The 20,361-nt window shown below is 68.3% G+C and carries 19 protein-coding genes; 7 read left to right on the top strand and 12 right to left on the bottom strand.

Annotated elements, in window-relative coordinates; all coding sequences use genetic code 11:
• Positions 1–20: 20 nt before the first annotated feature.
• Entirely contained in the window at positions 21–959 is a 939-nt protein-coding gene (locus ABH933_RS24590; RefSeq protein WP_429421160.1) for an amidohydrolase family protein, read from the bottom strand.
• Between the two features lie 73 nt (positions 960–1,032).
• Between ABH933_RS24590 and ABH933_RS24585 the strand changes: the two genes are divergently transcribed.
• Complete coding sequence (locus ABH933_RS24585) at positions 1,033–1,497, top strand: MarR family winged helix-turn-helix transcriptional regulator (protein WP_429421162.1); 465 nt, start codon at positions 1,033–1,035, stop codon at positions 1,495–1,497.
• A gap of 113 nt (positions 1,498–1,610) precedes the next feature.
• On the opposite strand, the gene lysA is transcribed toward ABH933_RS24585, so the two are convergent.
• Both lysA and cmrA read right to left on the bottom strand, forming a co-directional pair.
• Entirely contained in the window at positions 1,611–2,954 is a 1,344-nt protein-coding gene (gene lysA, locus ABH933_RS24580; RefSeq protein ID WP_429421164.1) for a diaminopimelate decarboxylase, read from the bottom strand.
• Positions 2,955–3,099: 145 nt separating this feature from the next.
• Positions 3,100–3,894 carry a mycolate reductase gene (gene cmrA / locus ABH933_RS24575; protein ID WP_429421166.1) on the bottom strand — a complete coding sequence of 265 codons (795 nt, stop codon included), beginning with the start codon at positions 3,892–3,894 and terminating at the stop codon, positions 3,100–3,102.
• A gap of 400 nt (positions 3,895–4,294) precedes the next feature.
• Here cmrA and ABH933_RS24570 point away from each other — a divergent pair, with 400 nt between their 5' ends.
• Both ABH933_RS24570 and ABH933_RS24565 read left to right on the top strand, forming a co-directional pair.
• Positions 4,295–5,386, top strand: a complete 1,092-nt coding sequence (locus ABH933_RS24570) for a serine hydrolase domain-containing protein (RefSeq protein WP_429421168.1) — start codon at positions 4,295–4,297, stop codon at positions 5,384–5,386.
• A gap of 102 nt (positions 5,387–5,488) precedes the next feature.
• Positions 5,489–6,994 (top strand): alpha/beta hydrolase, encoded by a 1,506-nt coding sequence (locus tag ABH933_RS24565; protein WP_429421170.1) that lies wholly within the window; start codon positions 5,489–5,491, stop codon positions 6,992–6,994.
• 376 nt (positions 6,995–7,370) lie between these two features.
• Here the strand turns inward: ABH933_RS24565 and ABH933_RS24560 are convergent, their stop codons facing one another.
• From ABH933_RS24560 to ABH933_RS24545, 4 genes are all read right to left on the bottom strand, one after another.
• Positions 7,371–7,973, bottom strand: a complete 603-nt coding sequence (locus ABH933_RS24560) for a VOC family protein (protein ID WP_429421172.1) — start codon at positions 7,971–7,973, stop codon at positions 7,371–7,373.
• 213 nt (positions 7,974–8,186) lie between these two features.
• On the bottom strand, positions 8,187–10,226 hold the full coding sequence (locus ABH933_RS24555; protein ID WP_429421174.1) for an FAD-dependent oxidoreductase: 2,040 nt from the start codon (positions 10,224–10,226) through the stop codon (positions 8,187–8,189).
• Positions 10,219–10,803, bottom strand: coding sequence for a PadR family transcriptional regulator (locus ABH933_RS24550; RefSeq protein ID WP_429421176.1), 585 nt, complete (start codon positions 10,801–10,803; stop codon positions 10,219–10,221). Before ABH933_RS24550 ends, ABH933_RS24555 begins: the two co-directional genes overlap by 8 nt.
• A 168-nt stretch (positions 10,804–10,971) precedes the next feature.
• Positions 10,972–11,595: a TetR family transcriptional regulator gene (locus tag ABH933_RS24545; protein WP_429421178.1), complete on the bottom strand. Its 624-nt coding sequence runs from the start codon at positions 11,593–11,595 to the stop codon at positions 10,972–10,974.
• 164 nt (positions 11,596–11,759) lie between these two features.
• Between ABH933_RS24545 and ABH933_RS24540 the strand changes: the two genes are divergently transcribed.
• Genes ABH933_RS24540 through ABH933_RS24530 form a run of 3 tightly spaced genes read left to right on the top strand, consistent with a single transcriptional unit; the run spans position 11,760 to position 14,421 of the window.
• Positions 11,760–12,866, top strand: coding sequence for a ferredoxin reductase (locus tag ABH933_RS24540; protein ID WP_429421180.1), 1,107 nt, complete (start codon positions 11,760–11,762; stop codon positions 12,864–12,866).
• 35 nt (positions 12,867–12,901) lie between these two features.
• A complete protein-coding gene (locus tag ABH933_RS24535; RefSeq protein ID WP_429421182.1) occupies positions 12,902–14,101 on the top strand; it encodes a fatty acid desaturase family protein in 1,200 nt (399 codons plus the stop codon).
• Positions 14,101–14,421, top strand: a complete 321-nt coding sequence (locus tag ABH933_RS24530) for a hypothetical protein (protein ID WP_215917528.1) — start codon at positions 14,101–14,103, stop codon at positions 14,419–14,421. The genes ABH933_RS24535 and ABH933_RS24530 overlap by 1 nt, the downstream gene beginning before the upstream one ends.
• Here the strand turns inward: ABH933_RS24530 and ABH933_RS24525 are convergent.
• Positions 14,418–14,993 (bottom strand): DUF4254 domain-containing protein, encoded by a 576-nt coding sequence (locus tag ABH933_RS24525; protein WP_429421184.1) that lies wholly within the window; start codon positions 14,991–14,993, stop codon positions 14,418–14,420. The genes ABH933_RS24530 and ABH933_RS24525 overlap by 4 nt on opposite strands.
• Positions 14,994–15,356: 363 nt before the next feature.
• On the opposite strand from ABH933_RS24525, the gene ABH933_RS24520 reads away from it, so the two are divergent.
• Positions 15,357–15,677, top strand: a complete 321-nt coding sequence (locus ABH933_RS24520; RefSeq protein ID WP_429421186.1) for a hypothetical protein — start codon at positions 15,357–15,359, stop codon at positions 15,675–15,677.
• A gap of 400 nt (positions 15,678–16,077) precedes the next feature.
• Here ABH933_RS24520 and ABH933_RS24515 read toward each other — a convergent pair whose 3' ends face one another.
• The 4 genes from ABH933_RS24515 to ABH933_RS24500 are packed head-to-tail and all read right to left on the bottom strand — an operon-like array spanning position 16,078 to position 20,138.
• The gene (locus ABH933_RS24515) at positions 16,078–16,692 is read right to left on the bottom strand and encodes a GTP-binding protein (RefSeq protein WP_429421393.1); all 615 of its coding nucleotides are present in this window, start codon (positions 16,690–16,692) and stop codon (positions 16,078–16,080) included.
• Positions 16,673–17,041 carry a DUF742 domain-containing protein gene (locus ABH933_RS24510; RefSeq protein WP_429421188.1) on the bottom strand — a complete coding sequence of 123 codons (369 nt, stop codon included), beginning with the start codon at positions 17,039–17,041 and terminating at the stop codon, positions 16,673–16,675. The genes ABH933_RS24515 and ABH933_RS24510 overlap by 20 nt, the downstream gene beginning before the upstream one ends.
• Positions 17,038–17,466, bottom strand: a complete 429-nt coding sequence (locus ABH933_RS24505; RefSeq protein ID WP_429421190.1) for a roadblock/LC7 domain-containing protein — start codon at positions 17,464–17,466, stop codon at positions 17,038–17,040. The genes ABH933_RS24510 and ABH933_RS24505 overlap by 4 nt, the downstream gene beginning before the upstream one ends.
• Positions 17,463–20,138, bottom strand: coding sequence for a nitrate- and nitrite sensing domain-containing protein (locus ABH933_RS24500; protein WP_429421191.1), 2,676 nt, complete (start codon positions 20,136–20,138; stop codon positions 17,463–17,465). The genes ABH933_RS24505 and ABH933_RS24500 overlap by 4 nt, the downstream gene beginning before the upstream one ends.
• Between the last annotated feature and the right edge of the window lie 223 nt (positions 20,139–20,361).

Here is a 20,361-nt window from a genome sequence, read left to right as displayed (position 1 = left end):
CACGTGCAGCGTGAGATCCGTCAGGAAGCGAGTCGCGGGAACAGAATCTCCGCGTTGCCGCGGTTGACGGCGTGCAACTGTCCCTCGGGCCACTCGTGGGTGTCGAGGTAGTTGTCGAAATACCCGACGGCCGGGCTGGGCGCGAAGGGCCAGTCGCTGCCGTAGAGGATGTGGCTCGGATCGGCGAACGCCTGTAATGCGGGCAGCGCGGTGGGGCTGCCCGACAGCGCCGTGTCGAAGTAGAAGCGGCGCAACTCGGTCAGTATGCCCTCGGGTGAGCCGCCGGAGCTTACGACGCCCGCGGTGACGGCGACCCGGTGCGCGAGGTAGGGGAGGGCCCCGCCGGCGTGCGACAGGATGACCTTCATATTCGGATACCGCGTCAGCACCCCGGCCATGGCCATGTCCACGGCCGTGCGGGTGGTGTCGAACGGGAAGTCGACGATGGGGCCGGGTGTGCCCGGCAGCATCGGCAACGCCATCTCATTGGGGTGGACGAAGACGACCGCGCCGCGCGCGTCGAGCTCGGCCCATAGCGGCTCGAAGGCCGGATCGCCGAGGTATCGGCCGCGGGCGTTGGCCATCAGCACCACGCCGTCGGCGCGCAGGGTGTCCAGCGCGTAGACGGCCTCGGCGGCGGCGCCGTCGACATCCGGCAGCGGCAGGCTGGCGAACAGGCCGAAGCGGGCCGGCCGGTCCTTGACCACCTCGGCGGTCAATTCGTTGTTGGCGCGGGACAATTCGCGTGATTTCGCGTCGTCGCCGAAGTGCGTGCCGGGCGCGCTGACGGACAGGATGCCGGTGGCGATGCCCAGCTTGTCCATCGCCTCCACCGCGCTGTCGGCTGACCAGGACGGCAGCGGCCAGCCCGCGGCCGTGAGGTTCTGGTCGGCGAGGGACTTGCCGTAGCTCGGCGGCAATACGTGCTGGTGAACGTCGATGCGTGCGGAATCGATCATTGGTTGACTCCTTCGAGCGGATCGTCGCGCAAGTATTTAGCTTGCTAACTATTGTGATGCTAGGCTAGCACTCGTGGTCACCGCGGACAAGGACGGCATCGAGGAGCTGGCGCGCGCTGTCGACGCGCTGTTCCTGGCCATGCGTCAGGTGCGCTCGGCCGCCGCCCCCCAGGATCGACTATCGGTCTCGCAGCAGGCGATGCTCGAACCGCTGCTGGACGAATCCGGCCAGGCGGTCGAGGCGCAGCCGGTCGGGGCGCTGGCCGCGGCCGCCGGCGTGAGCATGCCGACCGCGACGCGCATGCTCAAACAGCTCGAGGGCCGGGGCGTGATCACCCGTACTCGCGCGGCGCAGGATGAGCGGCGCGTCCTGATCGAACTGACCCCGCTCGGTCATGAGCAGATGGCCGAGCTACGCACCCAGCGCCGCGACGCGCAGCGGTATGGCCTGGCCGAATTCGACGACGAGGAGCGCGCGGAATTCGCCGCGTTTCTTCGCCGCCTCACCCGCGTCATCAAAAGCCGCGGGTTGCACTGATTCCCGGGTGCTCGGCAGACGCCGAATCCCGCCGGTGGAACCGCATCCGTTCCTGGGCCTTGGAACGGATACGGATCGACCGGCGGGATCGGACCTGGAAAATGAGGGAGCGATCAGCCCAGGTCGCGGACCAGCATGTCGGCCGGGGTCTCCCGCCGGACCAGTTCGCTGCAACGCCCGTCGCGGACCGAGATGATCGGCGGGCGCCCGACACCGTTGTACGACGAGGCCAGGCTGTGGTGATACGCGCCGGTGCACGGGATGGCCAGCACCTCGCCCGGGCGTAGGTCGGCGGGCAGGCTGACGTCGGCGGCGAGGATATCGCCCGCCTCGCAGTACCGTCCGGCTACCGTCGCGGTCATGTGCGGTCCGGTGGGGTGCCGGTTGGCCACGACCGCCTCGTAGCGGGCGCCGTAGAGCGCCACGCGCGGATTGTCGTTCATGCCGCCGTCGGCGATGACGAACGTCCGCCCGCCCTCGATGTGTTTGACCGTCATCACGCGGTACAGCGTGACGCCCGCACGGGCGACGATGGCCCGGCCCGGCTCGAGCGAAATTCGCGGGCGCGCAAAGTGATTCAGTGCGCACGCGGCGTCGAGGGCGTCTTCGACGATGTCGGCGAGCTCGGCCAGGTTCATTTCCGAATCGCCGCAGCGGTAGGCCACCGCGTGCCCGCCGCCGAGGTCGAGTTGGGGCAGGGTGATGCCGTATTCCCTTTCCACGCGGGCCATTTCGGCGATCAGGCGGCGTACCGCCTCGCCGTAGTAATCGGGGTCGTGGATCTGTGAGCCGAGATGGCAGTGGAAGCCGACCAATTCGAGCATCGGCTGGCGGATCACGCGATCGATCGCCTCGATCGCGGCCGCGCTGCCGAGCGGGAACCCGAACTTCTGGTCGATCACGCCGGTCCGGACCGCGGGGTGTCCGTGCACGTCGATGTCGGGGGACAGCCGCAGCAGCACCTGCTGGCGCCGGGGCGCCACGGCCGCGAGCAGCGTGACCTCGGTGAGCGAGTCGATCACGATCCGGCCCACGCCTGCGTTGACCGCGGCCTCCAGCTCCGAGAACGGTTTTCCGCTGCCGTGCAGCACGATTCGCGCCGGATCCACGCCCGCGGCCAGCGCCACGGCGAGCTCGCCGGCCGAGCACACGTCCACCGACAGGCCCTCCTGGCTGACCCAGGATGCCACCGACTTGGTCAGCAGAGCCTTTGCCGCATAGATGATTTCGGCATCCGGAAAGTACTTGCGGTACAACTGGCAGCGGCGGCGCACCTCGGTCTCGTCCAGCACGTAGGTCGGGGTGCCGTATTGATCGGCGATGTCGGCCAGGGCCACCCCACCCACGGTGATCCGGCTGAGGTCGTCGTAGTGCGTCTCGCACGGCCAGACGGTCGCGTCCAGGCGCGGGGACATCATTCCCGACCGCAGCGACGGGAAGATCTCGAGCAACGTCACGGCTTCTCCTGTGTGTTCCCCGCTTTCTCCTGAGACTGCGGGGGTCATTTACAGGACTACGCCGATCTCACTTCACCCGATCCGGTCGTAACGCGCCCTTGACTCGGGACCGCCCGATCTTGACGCGGTGCTGACGCCGGTGTGATCAGCCTCCCATTTTCTTGTAGAAGGCGCCCACGATGGGTGCGGTCAGCGCCCGCGGCGAGTACTGGCCCGCGACGCTCATACCCTTGCTGATCAGGCCCGGAACCACCCGCATCTTGTTGCGGACGAGAGCGTCGATCGACAGTTTCGCGGTGTACGCGGCCGTGACCCAGATGAAGTCGGGGACCTTGGCGCCGACCTCCTCCTGGTCCGGGTTGTCGGTCCGGACCGGACCGGGCGCCAGCAGCGTCACGTGCACGCCGCTGCCGGTCAGCTCGCCGCGCAGCGATTCGGAGAAGCTGTTGGTGAAAGCCTTGGTGGCCGCGTATGTGGCGTTGTTCGGGATGGGCATGTTGCCCGCCGCCGACCCGGTGATCAGGATGCCGCCGCCACCGCGCGAGATCATGCCGGGCAGCACCGCCAGGGTCAGATCGTGCACGGCGACCGCGTTGAGCTCCATCACCGACCGTTCGAAGTCCAGGTCGAGCTCGGCGACCGGCCCGAACGTGGCGACCCCGGCGTTGTTGCACAGGATCGCGATGTCGCGGGAGGAGAGCTCGGCCGCCAGCGGGGCCCGCTGCTCGCGATCGGACAGATCCACCGCCCGCACCTCGGCGGCGACGCCGTACCGCTCGGTCAGCCGCTGCGCCAGCTCGCCGAGCAGGTCCCCGCGGCGCGCGACCAGGATCACCGAGTAGCCGCGCCGGGCCAGTTCCTCGGCCAGCGCGGTCCCGATACCCGAGGAGGCCCCGGTGACGACGGCGCGATTATCTGAGGTAGGGGCAGGAATGCTCACGACCGAGCCTCGCTGGCGCTCGGCGCGGTCGTGCGCATGGCACGCTGGCTCATCGGTTCACTCCGCTTCGCTCCGCTCACGTACCGGGAGCCTACCGGGTGTTCCCGGACCTGCCGTCCCTCACGCCCGCGCGAATCGGGCATCGGGACCGTGGCGGTGCGGGTGGTGCTGGCACCACCCGCGCTCGTGCGTCGGCCGTACCCCGGATTCGGGTGCTGCTCCCCTGGGGGCGGTGGAGTGTGGCTCATAGGCTCGAAAACGGTCCGGTGATCATTCTGGTCATAGGCGGGTTGGAGAGGGAAATGACTTGGGTGAGAGTGGGTTTCGGCGTGCTCTGGGTGCGGCGGCGATACTGGGGGTGGCGATGTGGGCAGTGGCCGCATGCGGCGGAGACCGGGCCGTGAGGCCGACTGCCGATCCGGGGGATGCGGGACGGGCACAGATAGTGCGGGCGCTGGATGCGGTGACCGCGCACGGGCTGCCGGGGGCGCAGGTGGTGATCACCGGGCCGGGAGTGGACTGGACGGCCGGCTCGGGTGTGGGCGATCTCGGCAGTCGCGCGCCGTTCCCCGTCCAATCGGAGGTCCGGATCGGCAGCAATACCAAGACCTTCGTCTCGACGGTGCTGCTGCAGTTGGCTGCCGAGCACAAGGTCGATCTCGACGCGCCGGTGGAACGCTATCTGCCGGGGGTGATCCGGGGGAACGGCAACGACGGCGCCCGCATTACGATACGAGAGTTGTTGCAGCACAGCAGCGGCCTGCCGGAGTATCTGACACCCGAGGATCCGTCGAACCCGCAGCCGCCGAATCCCGCTCAGGTGCAACTGAGTCCGGCGACCATGCGGCAGCACCACACCCCCCGGGAGATGCTTGCCAACGCCCTGACCATGCCGCCGCAGTTCGAGCCCGGCGCGAAATCGGTGTACACCAACACCAACTATCTGGTGGCGGGCATGGTGATCGAGCGGGTGACGGGGCAGTCGACCGCGGCCGAGATCGACCGGAGAATCATCGCGCCGCTGGGGCTGCACGGAACCTACTTCCCGGGCGACGGTGATACCGGAATCCGTGATCCGCATCCGCGCGGATATTTCACCGTCGACGGTAAGCCGGTCGACGTCACCGAGTTCGATACCTCGTGGGCGGGTGCGGCGGGCGCCATGATCTCCACCGGAGCCGATCTGAATCGATTCTTCACCGCTCTGCTCAACGGAAAGCTGCTGCCCGCGGCCCAATTGGCCCAGATGCAGCGAACCCGGCCGAACGATCGGCTGCCCGGAGGATATGGGCTCGGGCTGGCTCGTCTGCCGGTGTCCTGCGGTGCGCAGGTATGGGGCCACGGCGGTGACGTTCCGGGCTTCGAGACCATGGACGGCGTCCGTGCCGACGGCCGAGCGGTGACCGTGACGGTCGATGGAACTCCCTCGGATGAGCAGGGCTACGACACGGTTACCAAGGCATTCGACACCGCGATATGCGCGGGGGCCTGACCGGTACTCCAGCGGGATCCCGACCAGTACTCCAGCGGGATCTCGCGCAATGCCCGGAGGGATCACGATGAGTAGCCAGCAAGCCGAGCGAAACGAGATTCGATGAGAAAACCAGGTAGGGGGACGTTCGTCTGCGCGCTGACGGCGGCCATGCTCGCCGGCGTCGGGGTAGCGGCCGCGGTCCCCGAGCCGGCCGTCGCCCCCGCAGGGCTGGAGCGGTTCTATCAGCAACGGCCGCAGTGGAAGCCATGCGCCGAACCCGATCTTGCCAAGGCGGCTGCGCAGTGCGCCGACATTACGGTCCCGCTGAATTACGCCGAGCCGCAGGGGCAGACGATCACGGTGGCGATCGATCGCCTGCCTGCGACCGATCCCGCGCACCGGCGCGGGATCATGCTGTCCAATCCGGGCGGTCCCGGCGGCCCGGGCCTGGGCTTCGGCCTGGAATACGGTGCGGCGCTGGCCCCGGACGTGCGCGCCCGATACGACCTGATCGATATGGATCCGCGCGGCATCGGCCGATCGACGCCGGTGGACTGCGGATGGCCGATCGGCTTCGGGCTGCAGTCCGCGGGGGAGAGCCTGTTGAGCTTCGGCGAATCCGTTGCCACACATGCGGACCTGGCGGCGCGATGCGTTGCCGCCGAGCACGGCAAACTGCCGTACATCACCACGCGCAATAGCGCCCGCGATATGGACGTGATCCGGGCCGCGCTGGGGGAGAACAGGATCAGCTACTACGGCGTCTCCTACGGCACCTATCTGGGGGCGGTGTACGCGCAGCTGTTCCCCGAGCGCGTCGATCGGCTCGTGCTGGACAGCGCGGTCAACCCGCGGCGGTACGGCATCGGCATGATCCAGGACATGACCGCGCCCAACGAGGCGGCATTCGAGGCATGGACCGTCTGGACCGCCGCGCGTGACGACCGATATCACCTGGGCGCCACGGCTTCCGCGGTACGCGCAACGGTGACCGGACTGATCGACCGGTCCGCCCGGGATCCCATCCGGATCGGTTCCTATCGGGTGGACGACCACTGGATGCCGGTGGTGCTGTTCGGAGGCCTGGACAATCCGCTCCACTACGACGTGCTGGCAGGGGAGATTCAGCAGCTCGCCGCCGCGGCGGCGGGACAACCCGTGCGGCCCGCCGGGGACCTCGGCCAGGCCCTGTCGCACATGCTCACGGCCCCGGCGCCGGGCGGTTACGGCCAGGACTTCGTCCTGTGCGGCGACGTCGCCGCGCCCCGGAACCCGCTCTGGTACTGGCACAATATCGAGGCGAGCCGGGCCACCGCACCGGTCTTCGGCGCCTTCACCAACAACCTCACGACCTGCGCCTTCTGGCCCAGGCCGATCGAGCCGCCGACCGCGGTGCACAACGCGGTGCCCGCGCTGATCGTGCAGGCCACCGGCGACACCCGCACCGCGTACTCCGAAGGTGTTGCCCTGCACCGCGATATGACAGCCTCCCGCCTGATCACCCTGCAGGGCGTCGCCATCCACGGCATACTGGGCCGCTACCCGGATCGGTGCGTGGAGTCCGCCATCAACGCCTACTACCGCGACGGCGTCCTGCCCGCCGCCGACAGCACCTGCACCGGCTGATTCGGCTGCGACATGTGCGTACCTCCGCATCCGCTCCGGCCGTGCGCGGTCCAAGGGCGGCTTCGCCGACAGCGCCGATCAGGCCGCGGCGAACCGGATCTCGAGCCCGCCCGTCGCGACCGGGTCCGCCTCCCTCCACATCTGCTCGGCAAGGGCGAGGTCGGCGACACCGATCACCAGGGCCTGCGGCGAATTCCCACAGCCCGGGGGTGGTTTCGGTCATCGGGTCGAGCAGGCGCCGCCATCGGTCACGGGCCTGGGCAGGGTGCTCGGCGGCGACGACGATCTTTGGGCGACAGGGCCATCCAACTCGGCGAGCAGCTCACCGAACGTCGCCGGTGAGCGGTATCGGCGGTCTGCCGCCCCGAGACACCGCCTAGCGGGGACGGGGTTCGTAGAAGGCTATGCCCCAGTTCAGGTGTCCGTGCCAGACGCTGGCGATCCGGCCGCCCTGCACCGCGGCCTTGGGTTCGCCGACCGGGCCGCCCGCGGCGTGCACTGCGGCGACCGTGGCGTCGAGATCGGTTGTGCCGAAAGCAATTCCGGGAAGGCTGGCGGGTTTGCCCGACCCGACCACCTCGAGTACCGCCGCGCCGGCGCGATAGAAGGCCATCTCCGGGCCCGCGGGGCCGCGGGGGTGGAAACGGCGCCGTGGTTCGGCGCCGAGGACGGAATTGAGTGCCGTAATCGCGTCGTCGAGATCGGGCACCCAGTACACGACGTGATCGATGAAGCTCACCGCGTTGGGGTGCGGGGCGTCGGCGGCACCGGCACCCTGGTCGGCGGCGTGGGGCAGCAGCTCGGGAATGTCCAGGGCGGCGGGATCGGCGGAAGTGCCGTCGAAGCCCCAGCTGGGTGCCGTATTCACCGTGCACTCGATCTCGCCGATCCGGAAGCGCCCGTCGGCGATCGCGAAACCCAGTGCCGCCCAGGATTTTTCCTCGCCCGGCAGGCCGAGGCGGGTCAGGGCGGCGCTCACGACTCCACCTCGCTGGCGCTCGGCTCCGTCGTGCGCGCCGCGCGCTGGCCTGACGGTTCGCTCCGCTTCGCTTCGCTCACGACTCCACCTCGCTGGCGCTCGGCTCCGTCGTGCGCGCCGCGCGCTGGCCTGACGGTTCGCTCCGCTCACGACTACTCGGCTCCGTCCCGCGTGAGGCGTGTCGGCCCGATGGTTCGCTCTGTCCCGGCCCGCTCACAGCCCCGCGGCCAATCTGGTGCCCTGGTCGATCGCCCGCTTGGCATCCAGCTCGGCCGCGACGTCGGCGCCGCCGATCAGATGGACGCTCACGCCGGCCGCGGTCAGCGGCTCGGCCAGCTCACGCACGGATTCCTGTCCGGCACAGAGAATGACGTTGTCGCAATCGATGACGGTGGGCCGGGATCGCTGCTCGCCGAAGCTGATGTGCAGGCCGCGGTCGTCGATGCGCTCGTAGTTCACCCCGCCGATCTGTTCGATGCCCTTGGCCTTGACCGCGGCGCGGTGCACCCAGCCGGTGGTCTTGCCCAGGCTCTTGCCGAAGGAACCCGATTTGCGTTGCAGCAGAACCACTTCGCGGGTGGCGGGGGAGGGACGCGGGGTGGTGAGCTGACCGAGGGCGTCCGGATCGTCACTGGTGACTCCCCATTCCTGTTTCCACTCGTCCAGCTTCAGCGACGGATGCCCCTCGACGGTGAGGAATTCGCTGACGTCGTAGCCGATTCCGCCCGCGCCGATCACCGCGACCTTCTTGCCGACCGGCTTCTCCTCCCGCACGAGCTCGGCGTAGGTAAGCACCTTCGGGTGGTCGATGCCCGGAATGTTCGGAATGCGCGGGCGCACGCCGGTGGCCAGCACGACGTGATCGTACCGGCCCTCGATCAGCTCCGCCGCCCCGACCCGCCGGTCGAGGAACACCCGCACGCCCGCGACATCCAGCTTGCGCGTGAAATAGCGGATGGTCTCGTTGAATTCCTCCTTGCCCGGGATGCGCCGGGCGATGTCGAACTGACCGCCGATCTTGTTGTCGGCCTCGAACAGATCGACCTTGTGCCCGCGCTCGGCCAGGTTCACCGCGGCCGACAGCCCGGCAGGGCCCGCGCCGACGACCGCGATCCGCCGCATCCGCCGGGTGGGCAGCAGCCGCAGTTCGGTCTCGTGGCCCGCGCGCGGATTCAGCAGGCAGGACACCGTCTTGTGGACGAAGGCGTGGTCCAGGCAGGCCTGGTTGCAGGCGATGCAGGTGTTGATCTCGTCCTCGCGGGTCGCGCGGGCCTTGTTCGCCCATTCCGGATCGGCCAGCAGCGGGCGCGCCATCGAGATCAGGTCGGCGTCGCCTCGGGTCAGGATCTCCTCGGCCGTCTCGGGCATGTTGATCCGATTGGAGGCACAGACCGGAATGCTCACGCGCGCGGTGACCTTCGCGGTGTACTCGGCGAAGGCCGCGCGCGGCACCGAGGTGACGATGGTCGGCACCCGCGCCTCGTGCCAGCCGATGTCGGTGTTGATGATGCTGACCCCGGCGGCTTCCAATTCCGTTGCCAGCGCCAGGATTTCGTGCTCTGTCTGGCCGTGCTCCACGAATTCGGCCATGGACAGCCGGAATACGATGATGAAGTCCGGACCCACCGCGGCCCGGATGCGCCGCACGATCTCGAGCGGGAATCGCCGCCGGTTCTCCGCCGAACCGCCCCAGCGGTCCGTGCGCTTGTTGGTGCGCGGGGCGAGGAACTGGTTGATCAGATAGCCCTCGCCGCCCATGATTTCGGCGCCGTCGTACCCGGCGAGCTTGGCCAGCTCCGCGCACCGGACATAGTCCTCGATGGTGCGCTCGACGCCCTTGTCCGACAGCTTGCGCGGCCGGAACGGATTGATCGGCGCCTTGATCGAGGAGGCCGACACGCTGAACGGCACATAGGCATAGCGCCCGGCGTGCAGGATCTGGATGGCGATCTTGCCGCCCTCGGCGTGCACCGCGCGGGTGATCGCGCGGTGCCGGTAGGCCTCGGTCCGGTTGGTGAGCTTGGCGCCCAGCGGCAGCAGCCAGCCCTCCCGATTCGGCGCGTAGCCACCGGTGATGATGAGTCCGACACCGCCGCGGGCCCTTTCGGCGAAATAGGCCGCCAGCTTGTTCGTATCCCAGGCCCGGTCCTCGAGGCCGGTATGCATGGATCCCATCACCACCCGGTTGCGCAGGGTGGTGAAGCCCAGATCCAGCGGTTCGAACAGGTGCGGATAAGGGTTCGGCTCACTCACGTGGGTCACCTTTCGGTCCGGGGCGGAGAGGGGGAGCGGTATCACCGCCGAGCGCGGCGAGTACCTCATCGCACCACTCGGCGAATCCCGACTCGATGCGAATACCGCCGCGCAGCACCAGATATTGGTGCAGCGCGGTGCCGGTGAGGCCGTGCGGGTCGGGGAAGTCCTTCTTCTCGATCAGCTGGAACAGCTCGAGCCGCTGGGCGTGGGCGTCGCGATGACGGGTCACCTCGGCGCGCAGCGCCGCGAGATCGCCGTGCGCGGCGGCGCGAATCTTCACGCCCAGCTCGCTGCGGAGCGGGCCGACATCCTCGGCGGGCGCGGCGATCCAGCGGGCCAGTTCGGTTCGCCCGGCCGGGCTCACGGTGTAGACCTTCTTGTCCGGCCGGCCCTCCTGGGCGACGGCCTCGCTCGCCACCCAGCCCTGCTGCTCCATGCGCTTGAGCACACGGTAGATCTGCTGGTGGGAGGCGCTCCAGAAGAAGCCGATCGACTTGTCGAACCGGCGAGCCAGCTCGTAGCCCGAACCGGCGCGCTCGGTCAGCGATACCAGCAGCGCATGCTCGAGGGCCATGCGCCGAGGCTAACTGATACTCGCCGTACTATGCAACTGGGTGCATAGGGACAGCTGTTCACAGCCGGGGACTCGAGGTAGCGTCGGGAGCGGTGCTCGGAAGCACCAGCTCGGATACGGGAAGGACGTCTCGCGATCCCGGGAGGTTCGCGAGGCGTTCTTCTGTATCTATGGCGCCGAGCGCCAGGCGGCCATGCCCAGGGCGATCAGGCGCACCTGTCGCACCGTGCGTTCCACGACGTTCTGGCGGTCGCGGGGCAGCGCGGCCACGTAGTCGGCGATGTGCCCCGCAACCGTCGAGACGATGAGATCCGCGGCCAGCTCCAGATCCTCGGGCGACCAGCTGTCCAGCGCGCGCAGGCGGGACAGGTCGACGACCAATTCCCTGGTGAGAAGCTGCATTTCGATCGAGATGGCGGTGCGCAGGACGGCCGACCCGCCGTACCGTTCACGAACCAGGAAGCCGTACAGCGCATCTCGCCCGGCGATCTGTGCGAAGACGAAGCGCACCGTCTCGGCGAGGCGGGCGTCGGGGGTGCGCCGCAGATCCCGTAGGGCCAAACGCAATTGGCGCACGCCCTCGTCGACGAGTGTGGTGCCGAGCTCGTCCAGCGAGGCGAAGTGACGGTAGAACGCGGTGGGCACGATGCCCGCCGAGCGCGCGACCTCCCGCAGGCTCAGCGCGGCGAATCCGCGCTCCGCGGCCAGCTCGAGGGTGCCCTCCAGCAGCGCGTGGCGGGTGCGCTCCTTGCGCTCCCCCCGGGACTCTGTCTGTTCGCTGCGCTCGGTCATCTCGGTGAGCATACATCCGTTCACGATGCGTCTGCTCCTCTCGGTGTCGCGTCGGTCACACGACCTGCTGGTTGAAATTCCGTGCCGCGTCGGCGCACACTTGGATTAGTGTACAGATGTGCACTGAAATTCTACGAGCTACACCGGGTGGTGGGAGAAGAGTTATGGCAGGACTGATCGATCTGGTTCAGACGCTGACCACACCGCATACCCTGGATCGCTATCTGGAACTCGTGCGCCCCACGCTGACCGTGCGCGACATGCGCGCGGAGATCGTCGAGGTGGATCGGCGCACGCCCGGCTCGATCACCCTGACGCTGCGGCCGACCCGGCAGTGGCGAGGGCACCTCGCGGGACAGTATGTGCAGATCGGGGTGCTGATCGACGGCGTCAAGCACACCCGGTGCTATTCGCCGATCGATCCGCAGGGCGCCACGCGGCGGCTGCGGCTGACGGTCAAGGCGCATCCGCACGGCCTGGTTTCGCGGTATCTGCACCGCCACGCCGCGCCCGGCATGGTGGTGGATCTGGCTCCCGCGGCGGGCGTGTTCACCCTGCCGCAGCGGCGCCCGGATGGGATCGTGCTGATCAGCGGCGGCAGCGGGATCACCCCGGTGCTGTCCATGCTGCGCACCCTGGACGCGGAGAATCATCGCGGGCCGGTGGTGTTCCTGCACTACGCGCAGTCGCCCGAGGCGGCGCCCCATCGCGTGGAACTGGCGGAAATTGCCGAGCGGCACAACAACTTCCGGATCGCCCTGTGCTATCCGGAGCTGGGCCGGTCCGAACTGCTGGACGGCGCGCCCTGGAGTTGCGCGAAGAACCCAGTGGCGGGGAGGTTCGGCTACGACCAGCTCGAGCGCATCGCGCCGTGGTTCGCCACCGCCCAGACCTATGTGTGCGGTCCGGCGCCGCTGATGACGGCGGTCCGCACCGTCTACCAGGCTGAACAGCTCGACGACCGGCTGCACCGAGAGGAGTTCACGCTCGCCGCGGCGCCGGTGGATCCGGGCGAGATCACCGGCGCCACCACCTTCTCCGCCAGCGCGACAACCGTGCCCAACGCCGGTGCCACCCTGCTCGAACAGGCTGAATCCGCCGGCCTCACACCGGAATACGGCTGCCGGATGGGAATCTGCTTCTCCTGCACCTCGATCAAGCGCTCCGGCTGCACCCGCAACCTGCGCACCGGGGAGCTGGACAGCGATCCCGATCAGCCGATTCAGCTCTGCATCAACGCCGCCGTGGGCGACGTGGATATCGAAATCTGAAGGGGAGAGCCGTGAGCGAGCGAAGCGAGGGAACTATGAACACAGCACCACAGGTTGCAGCGGAGCGAAGCGGAGCTGCGACCATACTGACCGAAACCCAGGACGGCCCGCTGGTTCTCAGTCCGCAGCAGGTCGAGGACATCGGCCGCGCGCTGGACGAGCTGCGCGACCGCATCACCGCCGACCTCGGCGAGCGTGACCGGGACTACATCTACTCGATCATCAAGACGCAGCGTGGTTTCGAGATCGCCGGGCGCGGGCTGATGTACCTGGGATTCCTGCCGCCGTTCTGGCTGGCCGGGGTGGCGGCGCTGAGCCTGTCCAAGATCCTGGACAACATGGAGATCGGCCACAACGTCATGCACGGCCAGTGGGACTGGATGCGGGAGCCGGGCCTGAATTCCCGTGTCTTCGAATGGGATACGGTCTGCCCGGCCGATCAGTGGAAGCATTCGCACAACTACATGCACCACACATACACCAATATCCACGGCCGCGACCGCGACATCGGGTACGGCGTCCTGCGCATCGACGAGGGCCAGCGGTGGAATCCCTACTACCTGGGCAACCCGATCTACGCCGCCCTGCTGATGCTGCTGTTCGAATGGGGCGTGATGCTGCACGATCTCGAGGCCGAGAACATCGTGCGGGGCAAGCGGTCCTGGTCCGAGGTCAAGCGGCTGCTGAAGGGGCAGTGGCGCAAGGCGGGCAGGCAGGTGCTCAAGGACTACGTGGTGTTCCCGCTGCTGTCCGGGCCGCTGTTCGTCTCCACGCTGGCCGGTAACGCTACCGCCAACCTGGTGCGCAACGTGTGGGCGTACTCGATCATCTTCTGCGGTCACTTCCCCTCGGGCGTACAGACGTTCACCGAGGAGGAGACCGCCGAGGAGACCCGGGGCGAATGGTATGTGCGTCAGATGCTCGGCTCGGCCAACATCACCGGCGGCAAGCTGTTCCACATCCTGTCCGGCAACCTCTCGCACCAGATCGAGCACCACCTGTTCCCGGACCTGCCCGCCAACCGGTATCCCGAAATGGCCCCGGAGGTCCGCGTCCTGTGCGAGAAGTACGGGTTGCCCTACAACACCGGCCCGCTGAGCGAGCAGATCGGTTCGGTCTGGCTCAAGCTGTTTCGCCTGGCGCTGCCGCCCGCGCTCGCAGGGAAGACGCCGCAGCCAGCTGTTATCGTGATGAGAAACAAGCCACAGCCGGATCCGAGTGAAGCGGGCGTTTGATGATCGGGAAATTCGAGAGCAACAAGGATCTGATCCAGGAGCTGACCTCCTCGGGGGCGCGGCACGTCGGCAACATCGCCTCGATCATCACAGGCACGGTCTCGGAGGTGACCCGGGAGATCGGTGACTGGATCACCGACGCGATCGAAATGCGGGAGGCCGCCGCGGCCGCGCAGCGCGACCGCGAGGCCGCGCACGGCGTCAACGCCGGGCGCGAGGAGCCCGACGTGCTGATCGACGAGCCCGCGCCCAGTGCACGGGTGTCCGCCGACCAGCCGTACATCGATGCCAACGTCGAGATCGTCGACCCGGGGCGCTAGAACACCGGCAGCCGCCGCCGGTGTTCGGTCACGTCGGTGATCAGATCCTTGTAGCCGTCGGCCAGTTCGGCGAGCTGGACCCAGTGCAGGTGGGCCTGCGCGTCCACCCCGTGCGGGCCGCCGATGCCGGCCCGGGTACGCCCGCCGGACTTGCCGGCGGTGCACGGCAGGCCCAGGGCATCCTGTGCCGCAACCCATTTCGCCGCCATGCGGTCGATCACCGCGCCGAGGGTTTCGGTGTGCAGTGAGGCGCCGGAGCGGTGCGCGATATTGTCGGCCACCCAGATGTCTATGCCCGCAACTTGTTTCGCGCGTTCGGCGTCGATGTCGTCGACCAGCTGGCTGTAGTGGGCCCGCTGATCGCTGCCCGCGCCGGGGGCGTGCGCGGCCGCGAGCGCGAGATACCGGCGCTCGTGACAGCCGACCAATTCGTGGGCGGCATCCAGCACGGGACGATGTCGGCCGTGGGCCGGGCCTCGCCCGTCGACGGGTGCGCGGAAGGCCCGCAGCAGTTCCACCACCGACGGCAGCTCGTCGGATCCGATACGGCCACCGGCATATTCGGTCGCCATAACACTCCCACCCTTGCTTCGGGATCGGACCGTGGTTGCGCCAGGGCCAGGGAGGTTTGGGGAGGTGCGCTCCCCGGCACCGGCGCAGTCCCTGTTCCCGCACGCGGCAGCCCATCGCAAAAGGACACGGTGAGAACCGGGAAATCCGCGACGATGCGATGAGCAATGAGTCCAGGAAACGGGACTCTTTCAGGAAAGCGCGTCCAGATAGCCCGCGCAACAGGACGAACCCCTCATGGCCAAGCTGCCGGGTAATCGTTATAGACAGTTACGGCCGTGTCACGTGCTCGCGAAGATCGATGATCTATCGGGGCGCGGCGAGATGGCTGCGCCACGCCCGAAAGTTCCGTAACCTGGTATTTCATGTCCGCCTACGTGTCCTCCCCGGAGCTGACCTTCTCCTTCCTGTTCGCGCTGGAAGATCCGGAGCGAATCGCGGAGGTGGTGCGTGGCCTCATGGAGCGCCGCACGGTGTCGGTCTTCCGGCTCGCCCCGATGTCCGGGGCGGACGGTCCGCCGGAGCGGTACGTCGTGAATTGGGCGTCGATCCCGCAGATCTCGATCACCACCGCGGTTCCCGAAACTGACGAGTTGCTGGAGCGGAGACCGATGCTCGTCAATGCCTTTCTGAGCGAGGGCGGCGAGATCAGTCTCTACTCCGCGGAAGGGAAAATGCGCCGGTAGGGGGCGGTATTGACGAGATCTGCATCGCCCGTTGTGCGCGGCTCGTTACGGTGATCTTTGACATGAGACCTCTCAGTCTTTTGCCAGCTACGGATCAGTGAACTCTCAGATCGACCCAGCAGGGTGTTCCTGGTCGGTGGTCCAATACGGAGCGCCGACGGTTCCACGCCCCTGACAAGAGAGGTTGATCTTTTATGATCCCGGTCATCATCAACACTGGTTCGGCTGCGCTCAACGGCGTCCTCAGCACCGGCAGCGCTGCTTTCCACGGCCTGGCCAGCACCCTGTGGACCGGCTCCTTCGGCTAAATCGCAGCTGACGCGAGTGCACACTTGCATACCGCCCCGGCGTCCCGCGGACTCCGGGGCGGTGTCGTGTCCCGCGCCGGGGCGTGGGCGGATCAGCTCGCGCGGGCCAGACGCTGGACCAGCACCTGTTCCAGCAGCGCCACCAGTACCTGCTTCACCGACTCGCGGCTGCGGGCATCGCATTCGACCATATGGATGGATTCATCGATGCGCAGCGCCTCGCGCACCTCATCCAGATCGAAGCGGTCGCCACCGTCGAACCGGTTGACCGCCACCACGAACGGGGTGCCGTTGCGCTCGAAGAAATCCAGGACCGGATAGCAATCCTCGATCCGTGCGGTATCGATCAGGATCACCCCGCCCAGGGCGCCGTCGAGCAGGTCGTCCCACAGGAATTCGAACCGCTCCTGGCCCGGCGTGCCGAACATGTACAGCACCAGCGAACGGTCCAGGGTGATCCGGCCGAAGTCCATCGCCACGGTGGTGGTCGTCTTGCCCGTGTACTGTTCCGGATCCACCCCGGTCGACACCTCGGTCATCGCGGCCTCGGTGGACAGCGGTTCGATCTCGGAGATGGCGCCGATGAAGGTGGTCTTGCCGACGCCGAAGCCGCCGCTCACCACGATCTTGACCGAGACGGCGGCCTGTTCCGGTGGGGCCGGGGTGGGTTCCGGTGTAGCTGAAGTCTCAGAGTGCCCGAACAAGATCCCTGATCCTCTCGATGGCTGCGGTGGATAGATCATCGGCCGACGCCGCCTCCGCGTGACCGGCGAGCATCAGATCGCTGACCACGATCCGAGCCACGCCGATCGGAACACGCAGTGTGGCAGCGATTTCGGCGATGGAATGGGGGTGTCGGCACAGCAGCGCCACGGTCCGTTGCTCGAACCGCAGCGATGCCGAGGGTGCGGTGTGGGTTGTGCGAATGAGGGTTTCGACGCGCAGCCCATCGACCAGCGGGGTGGTTCGCCCGGCCGTCATCAGGAACGGCCGGACCAGGGGGCCGGTATCTCCGTGCTCCACATCCGCGGTGTCGCCGGGCTGGCGGTCGATCATCCGCGCAGCGACTGTCGTAATTCGGCGATCAGTGCCGGGGTCAGGATCGCGCCGGCCCGATCGGCGAGGATGGCCATCTGATATCCGACCAGGCCCACATCGCTGTCGCTGTCGGCGATGACGCCGATGCAACTGCCGTCGGAGATCGCCGACACCAGCAGGAAGCCGCGCCGCATCTCGATCATGATCAGCTTCAGGCCATCGAAATCGTAACTGCGCGCGGCGCTTCGGGCCAGGCTCACCAGCCCGGAGACCATCGCGGCGAGGCGGTCCGCGCCGGCCCGGTCCAGCCCCTCCGACATCGCCATCAGCAGCCCGTCCGAGGACACCGCGACGGTATCCCGGACACCGTCGGTGGAGCGCACGAAATCGGTGAGCAGCCAGTTGAAGGTGTGTGAACCGGATTCCGGCAGTTGAGTGGTCACCGGGGGTCCTCCTGTGCTGTGGATGCCGGAATTGGCGCCGGCTCATGCATTTCGCCGCGCCGATGACCGGCCCGGAAGCTTGAAAGCATACCCCTGGTCTGCTCGGCGGAGTGGTCCGCCGCGGGCGATGTCCGGTGTCGCGGCGGCGCCGCCGGGGCGGGTGTGGCGGCGACCGGATCCGGTGCGGTCGGGGACGGAATCCGCTTGGCGCGCTTGACCAGACCGTTGCGGGTTCGTTCCACTTCCGGCGCGGCCGTGGCGGCGTGTTCCGAATGGCCTGGCGCATTCGATTGCGGCTCAGCTGGATTCGGATCGGTCACCGGAGGCGACGACCGGGGAGTGGAGGTTGCCGGGTTGGTGCCCGGGGCCTGCCCGTTGGTCCAGGACGACTGCACCGAATGCCTATTCCGTTGCGCGGAAAGGGCGTTCAGGGAATCCTTGATTCGGCCCGGCGGCAGTGTCGGGAACGGATCCGGGCGGGGCGCCGCGCCGTTCGTCGAGGCATCGTACGGAGCGGAATCCGTTGCGGTCACCGGGTTTTCGGAGAATGCCCAGTTCGAGCCGTTCGCCGGTGCCGGGTCGAACGACGCCCGGGCATTGCGGTCCGCCGCGATTGCCGGACGGTCGTGTGCGGCCGCTTCCAACGCCGAGCGGTCCTCGCTCGCCGACAGTGTGGTCGGAGAGCCCCCGGCGGGCAACGCGGCCTGCGCCGACTGGAGGGCCAGGGAGGTGCGGGGTGCGACCGGCCCGGCGAGCAGCGTGAGGGGCAGCAGCATCCGGGCCGCCACGCCGCTGATCGGCGAGACCGTCAGCTCCACCTCGATGCCCAGGCGTCGGCTCAGTCGCCCGACGACGTGGTGCCCCAGGAACCGCGTCGGCGCGACCATGAAGTCGGCCTCCCCGCGCAGCCGCGCGTTGGCGGTCGCCAGCTGCTCGGGCGACATGCCGATGCCGTGGTCGACCACGGCCAGCAGGTACCGCTGCCCGACGAGGCGGCCGTAGATCTCGACCTCGACCTCGGGCGGCGAGAAGGACAGCCCGTTCTCGATCAGTTCCGCCAGCATGTGGGCGAGCTCGCTGACCACACCGCCGGTGACCGGCACGTCGTCGACGCGGCGCACCACCACCCGCCGGTAGTTCTCGACCTCCGACAGGGCCGCACGGATGACGTCGGTCAGCGGGATCGGCTCGCTCCACCGGCGCGGGCTGGCCTGGCCGACCATGACCAGCAGGCTCTCGGCGTTACGCCGCATGCGGGTGGCCAGGTGGTCGAGCTCGAACATGTTCGACAGCGCCCGCGGGTCGAGCTCCTCGCGTTCGAACTCGCTGATCAGCGCCAGCTGGCGGCGCAGCAGATTCTGATTGCGCCGGCCCAGGTTGGCCAGCGATTCGGTGGTGTTGCGGCGCACCGTCGCCTGCGCCGCGCCGAGTTCGTAGGCGGTTGTCTGCACACGGTCGAATGCCACGGCCACCTGGGCGATCTCGACGCTCGCGCGTTCGGGGGCGGGCACCGGCTCGGGCGGGCCGGGATCGTCCGCGTCCGGATCCTGCCAGGCGCGGATCAGCGCGGGCAGCCGCTGGGTGGCGACCTCGTCGGCCGTCGCCGCGAGCGCGGCCAGCGGGCGCACGATGGCCCGCACGCCGGAGAAGACCAGCCGCGCCAGCACCAGCAGTGCGAGCAGGGTGCCGACGCCGTATGCGGCCAGGGTCCGCTCGGCGATCTGACGCAGGTGCCGGGCGCGCTGATTGATGTCGCCGCCGATCGACTGCTGCACGCCGCGCTCCGCGTCGATTACCGAGCTCGTCTGTGCCCACCAATCGGTCGCGGAGACCGGCGTGAGGAGCGGTCCGTGCTGCGCCGCGATGGCGACGCCCTCCGACTCGGCGGAGCGCAGCGCGTCGGCCGAGTGCATCAAACTGGTCACCGCCACGCGCTCGCTCGGGGTCGCATCGCGCGGATATGTCTCCAGCGCGGCCTGTTTCGCGGCCCGGATGTCGAGGAACTGCACGTACTCGCCGGGGCCGAACCCGCCGGCGGCGAAGACGCCGCTGAGGAAGCCGCGTTCCTGCGCGGTGAATTCCTTCGCATCGCCCAGGGAGTACAGCGCGGACAGGCCCCGCCACACCTGATCGTCCTGGGCGTTGTCGAGTCCGAGCCGGTTGCGGGTGAGCGCGGTAATCGCATCGGTGTAGAAGGCGAAGGCGGTCGTGCGGTCGGTGCGGTGCGCGTCGATTCCGGCCCGCTCGTCGCTCAGCGCCGCCAGATCCCGCAGCGCGGCACGCACATCGCCGGCGCCCGGGGCGCGGTCGTCCAGTGCCGCGCTCAACGCCTGCAGGGCCCGGTCGGTGGCGGGGCGCTGGGCGTCGAGCGCCTGCCGCATCGCCGCGTCGCCGGCGAGCATGCCGTTGGACAGGCCCCGCTCGCGCTGCACCTCCTGCACCAGGTCCTGGACCGACAGCGTCAGCGACACCGCGCGCACCGTCTTGTCGGTGGCCCGGTACGCACGCACCTGGCCGGCCATCAGCAGGCCCAGTAGGACGAGCACCAGGACGACCGAAACCGCCAGCACTCGGATCAATTGACCGCGGATGGTGCGCGGACGCAACAGCCCGATCGTCGTGGCACGTTGCTTGCTACCGTTCGGCAACAATGGTGCTCGACGGAATTGCACTTCGACTCCTCATTCCCGCTCACCGCACGGCCTACGGCCCGAGCTGCGGACAATCAGAAGCAAGGTGACACATGACGCCGCTTCTCGCAACACGAGAGGGTGGATGTGACGAAGCAAACGGAGTGTCGGCGCGTGTCATCACAGTCGATGACACATCCACCTCGGAAAGAACCATGAACGTGACCTGGTTGCGAAACAATCGGTGGTATCGCGGCTCGGCGTC

Source organism: Nocardia sp. GP40, assembly GCF_050434125.1.
GTDB classification, from domain to species: domain Bacteria; phylum Actinomycetota; class Actinomycetes; order Mycobacteriales; family Mycobacteriaceae; genus Nocardia; species Nocardia albiluteola.
This window is presented reverse-complemented; position numbering and strand designations above follow the sequence as displayed.

Excerpts from the sequence above, each read along its gene's own strand:
- ABH933_RS24590 (WP_429421160.1), bottom strand. The coding sequence starts at position 959 with ATGATCGATTCCGCACGCATCGACGTTCACCAGCACGTATTGCCGCCG.
- ABH933_RS24565 (WP_429421170.1), top strand. The coding sequence starts at position 5,489 with ATGAGAAAACCAGGTAGGGGGACGTTCGTCTGCGCGCTGACGGCGGCC.
- ABH933_RS24550 (WP_429421176.1), bottom strand. The coding sequence starts at position 10,803 with ATGGCCCTCGAGCATGCGCTGCTGGTATCGCTGACCGAGCGCGCCGGT.
- ABH933_RS24545 (WP_429421178.1), bottom strand. The coding sequence starts at position 11,595 with ATGACCGAGCGCAGCGAACAGACAGAGTCCCGGGGGGAGCGCAAGGAG.
- ABH933_RS24540 (WP_429421180.1), top strand. The coding sequence starts at position 11,760 with ATGGCAGGACTGATCGATCTGGTTCAGACGCTGACCACACCGCATACC.
- ABH933_RS24535 (WP_429421182.1), top strand. The coding sequence starts at position 12,902 with ATGAACACAGCACCACAGGTTGCAGCGGAGCGAAGCGGAGCTGCGACC.
- ABH933_RS24530 (WP_215917528.1), top strand. The coding sequence starts at position 14,101 with ATGATCGGGAAATTCGAGAGCAACAAGGATCTGATCCAGGAGCTGACC.
- ABH933_RS24525 (WP_429421184.1), bottom strand. The coding sequence starts at position 14,993 with ATGGCGACCGAATATGCCGGTGGCCGTATCGGATCCGACGAGCTGCCG.
- ABH933_RS24520 (WP_429421186.1), top strand. The coding sequence starts at position 15,357 with ATGTCCGCCTACGTGTCCTCCCCGGAGCTGACCTTCTCCTTCCTGTTC.
- ABH933_RS24510 (WP_429421188.1), bottom strand. The coding sequence starts at position 17,041 with ATGATCGACCGCCAGCCCGGCGACACCGCGGATGTGGAGCACGGAGAT.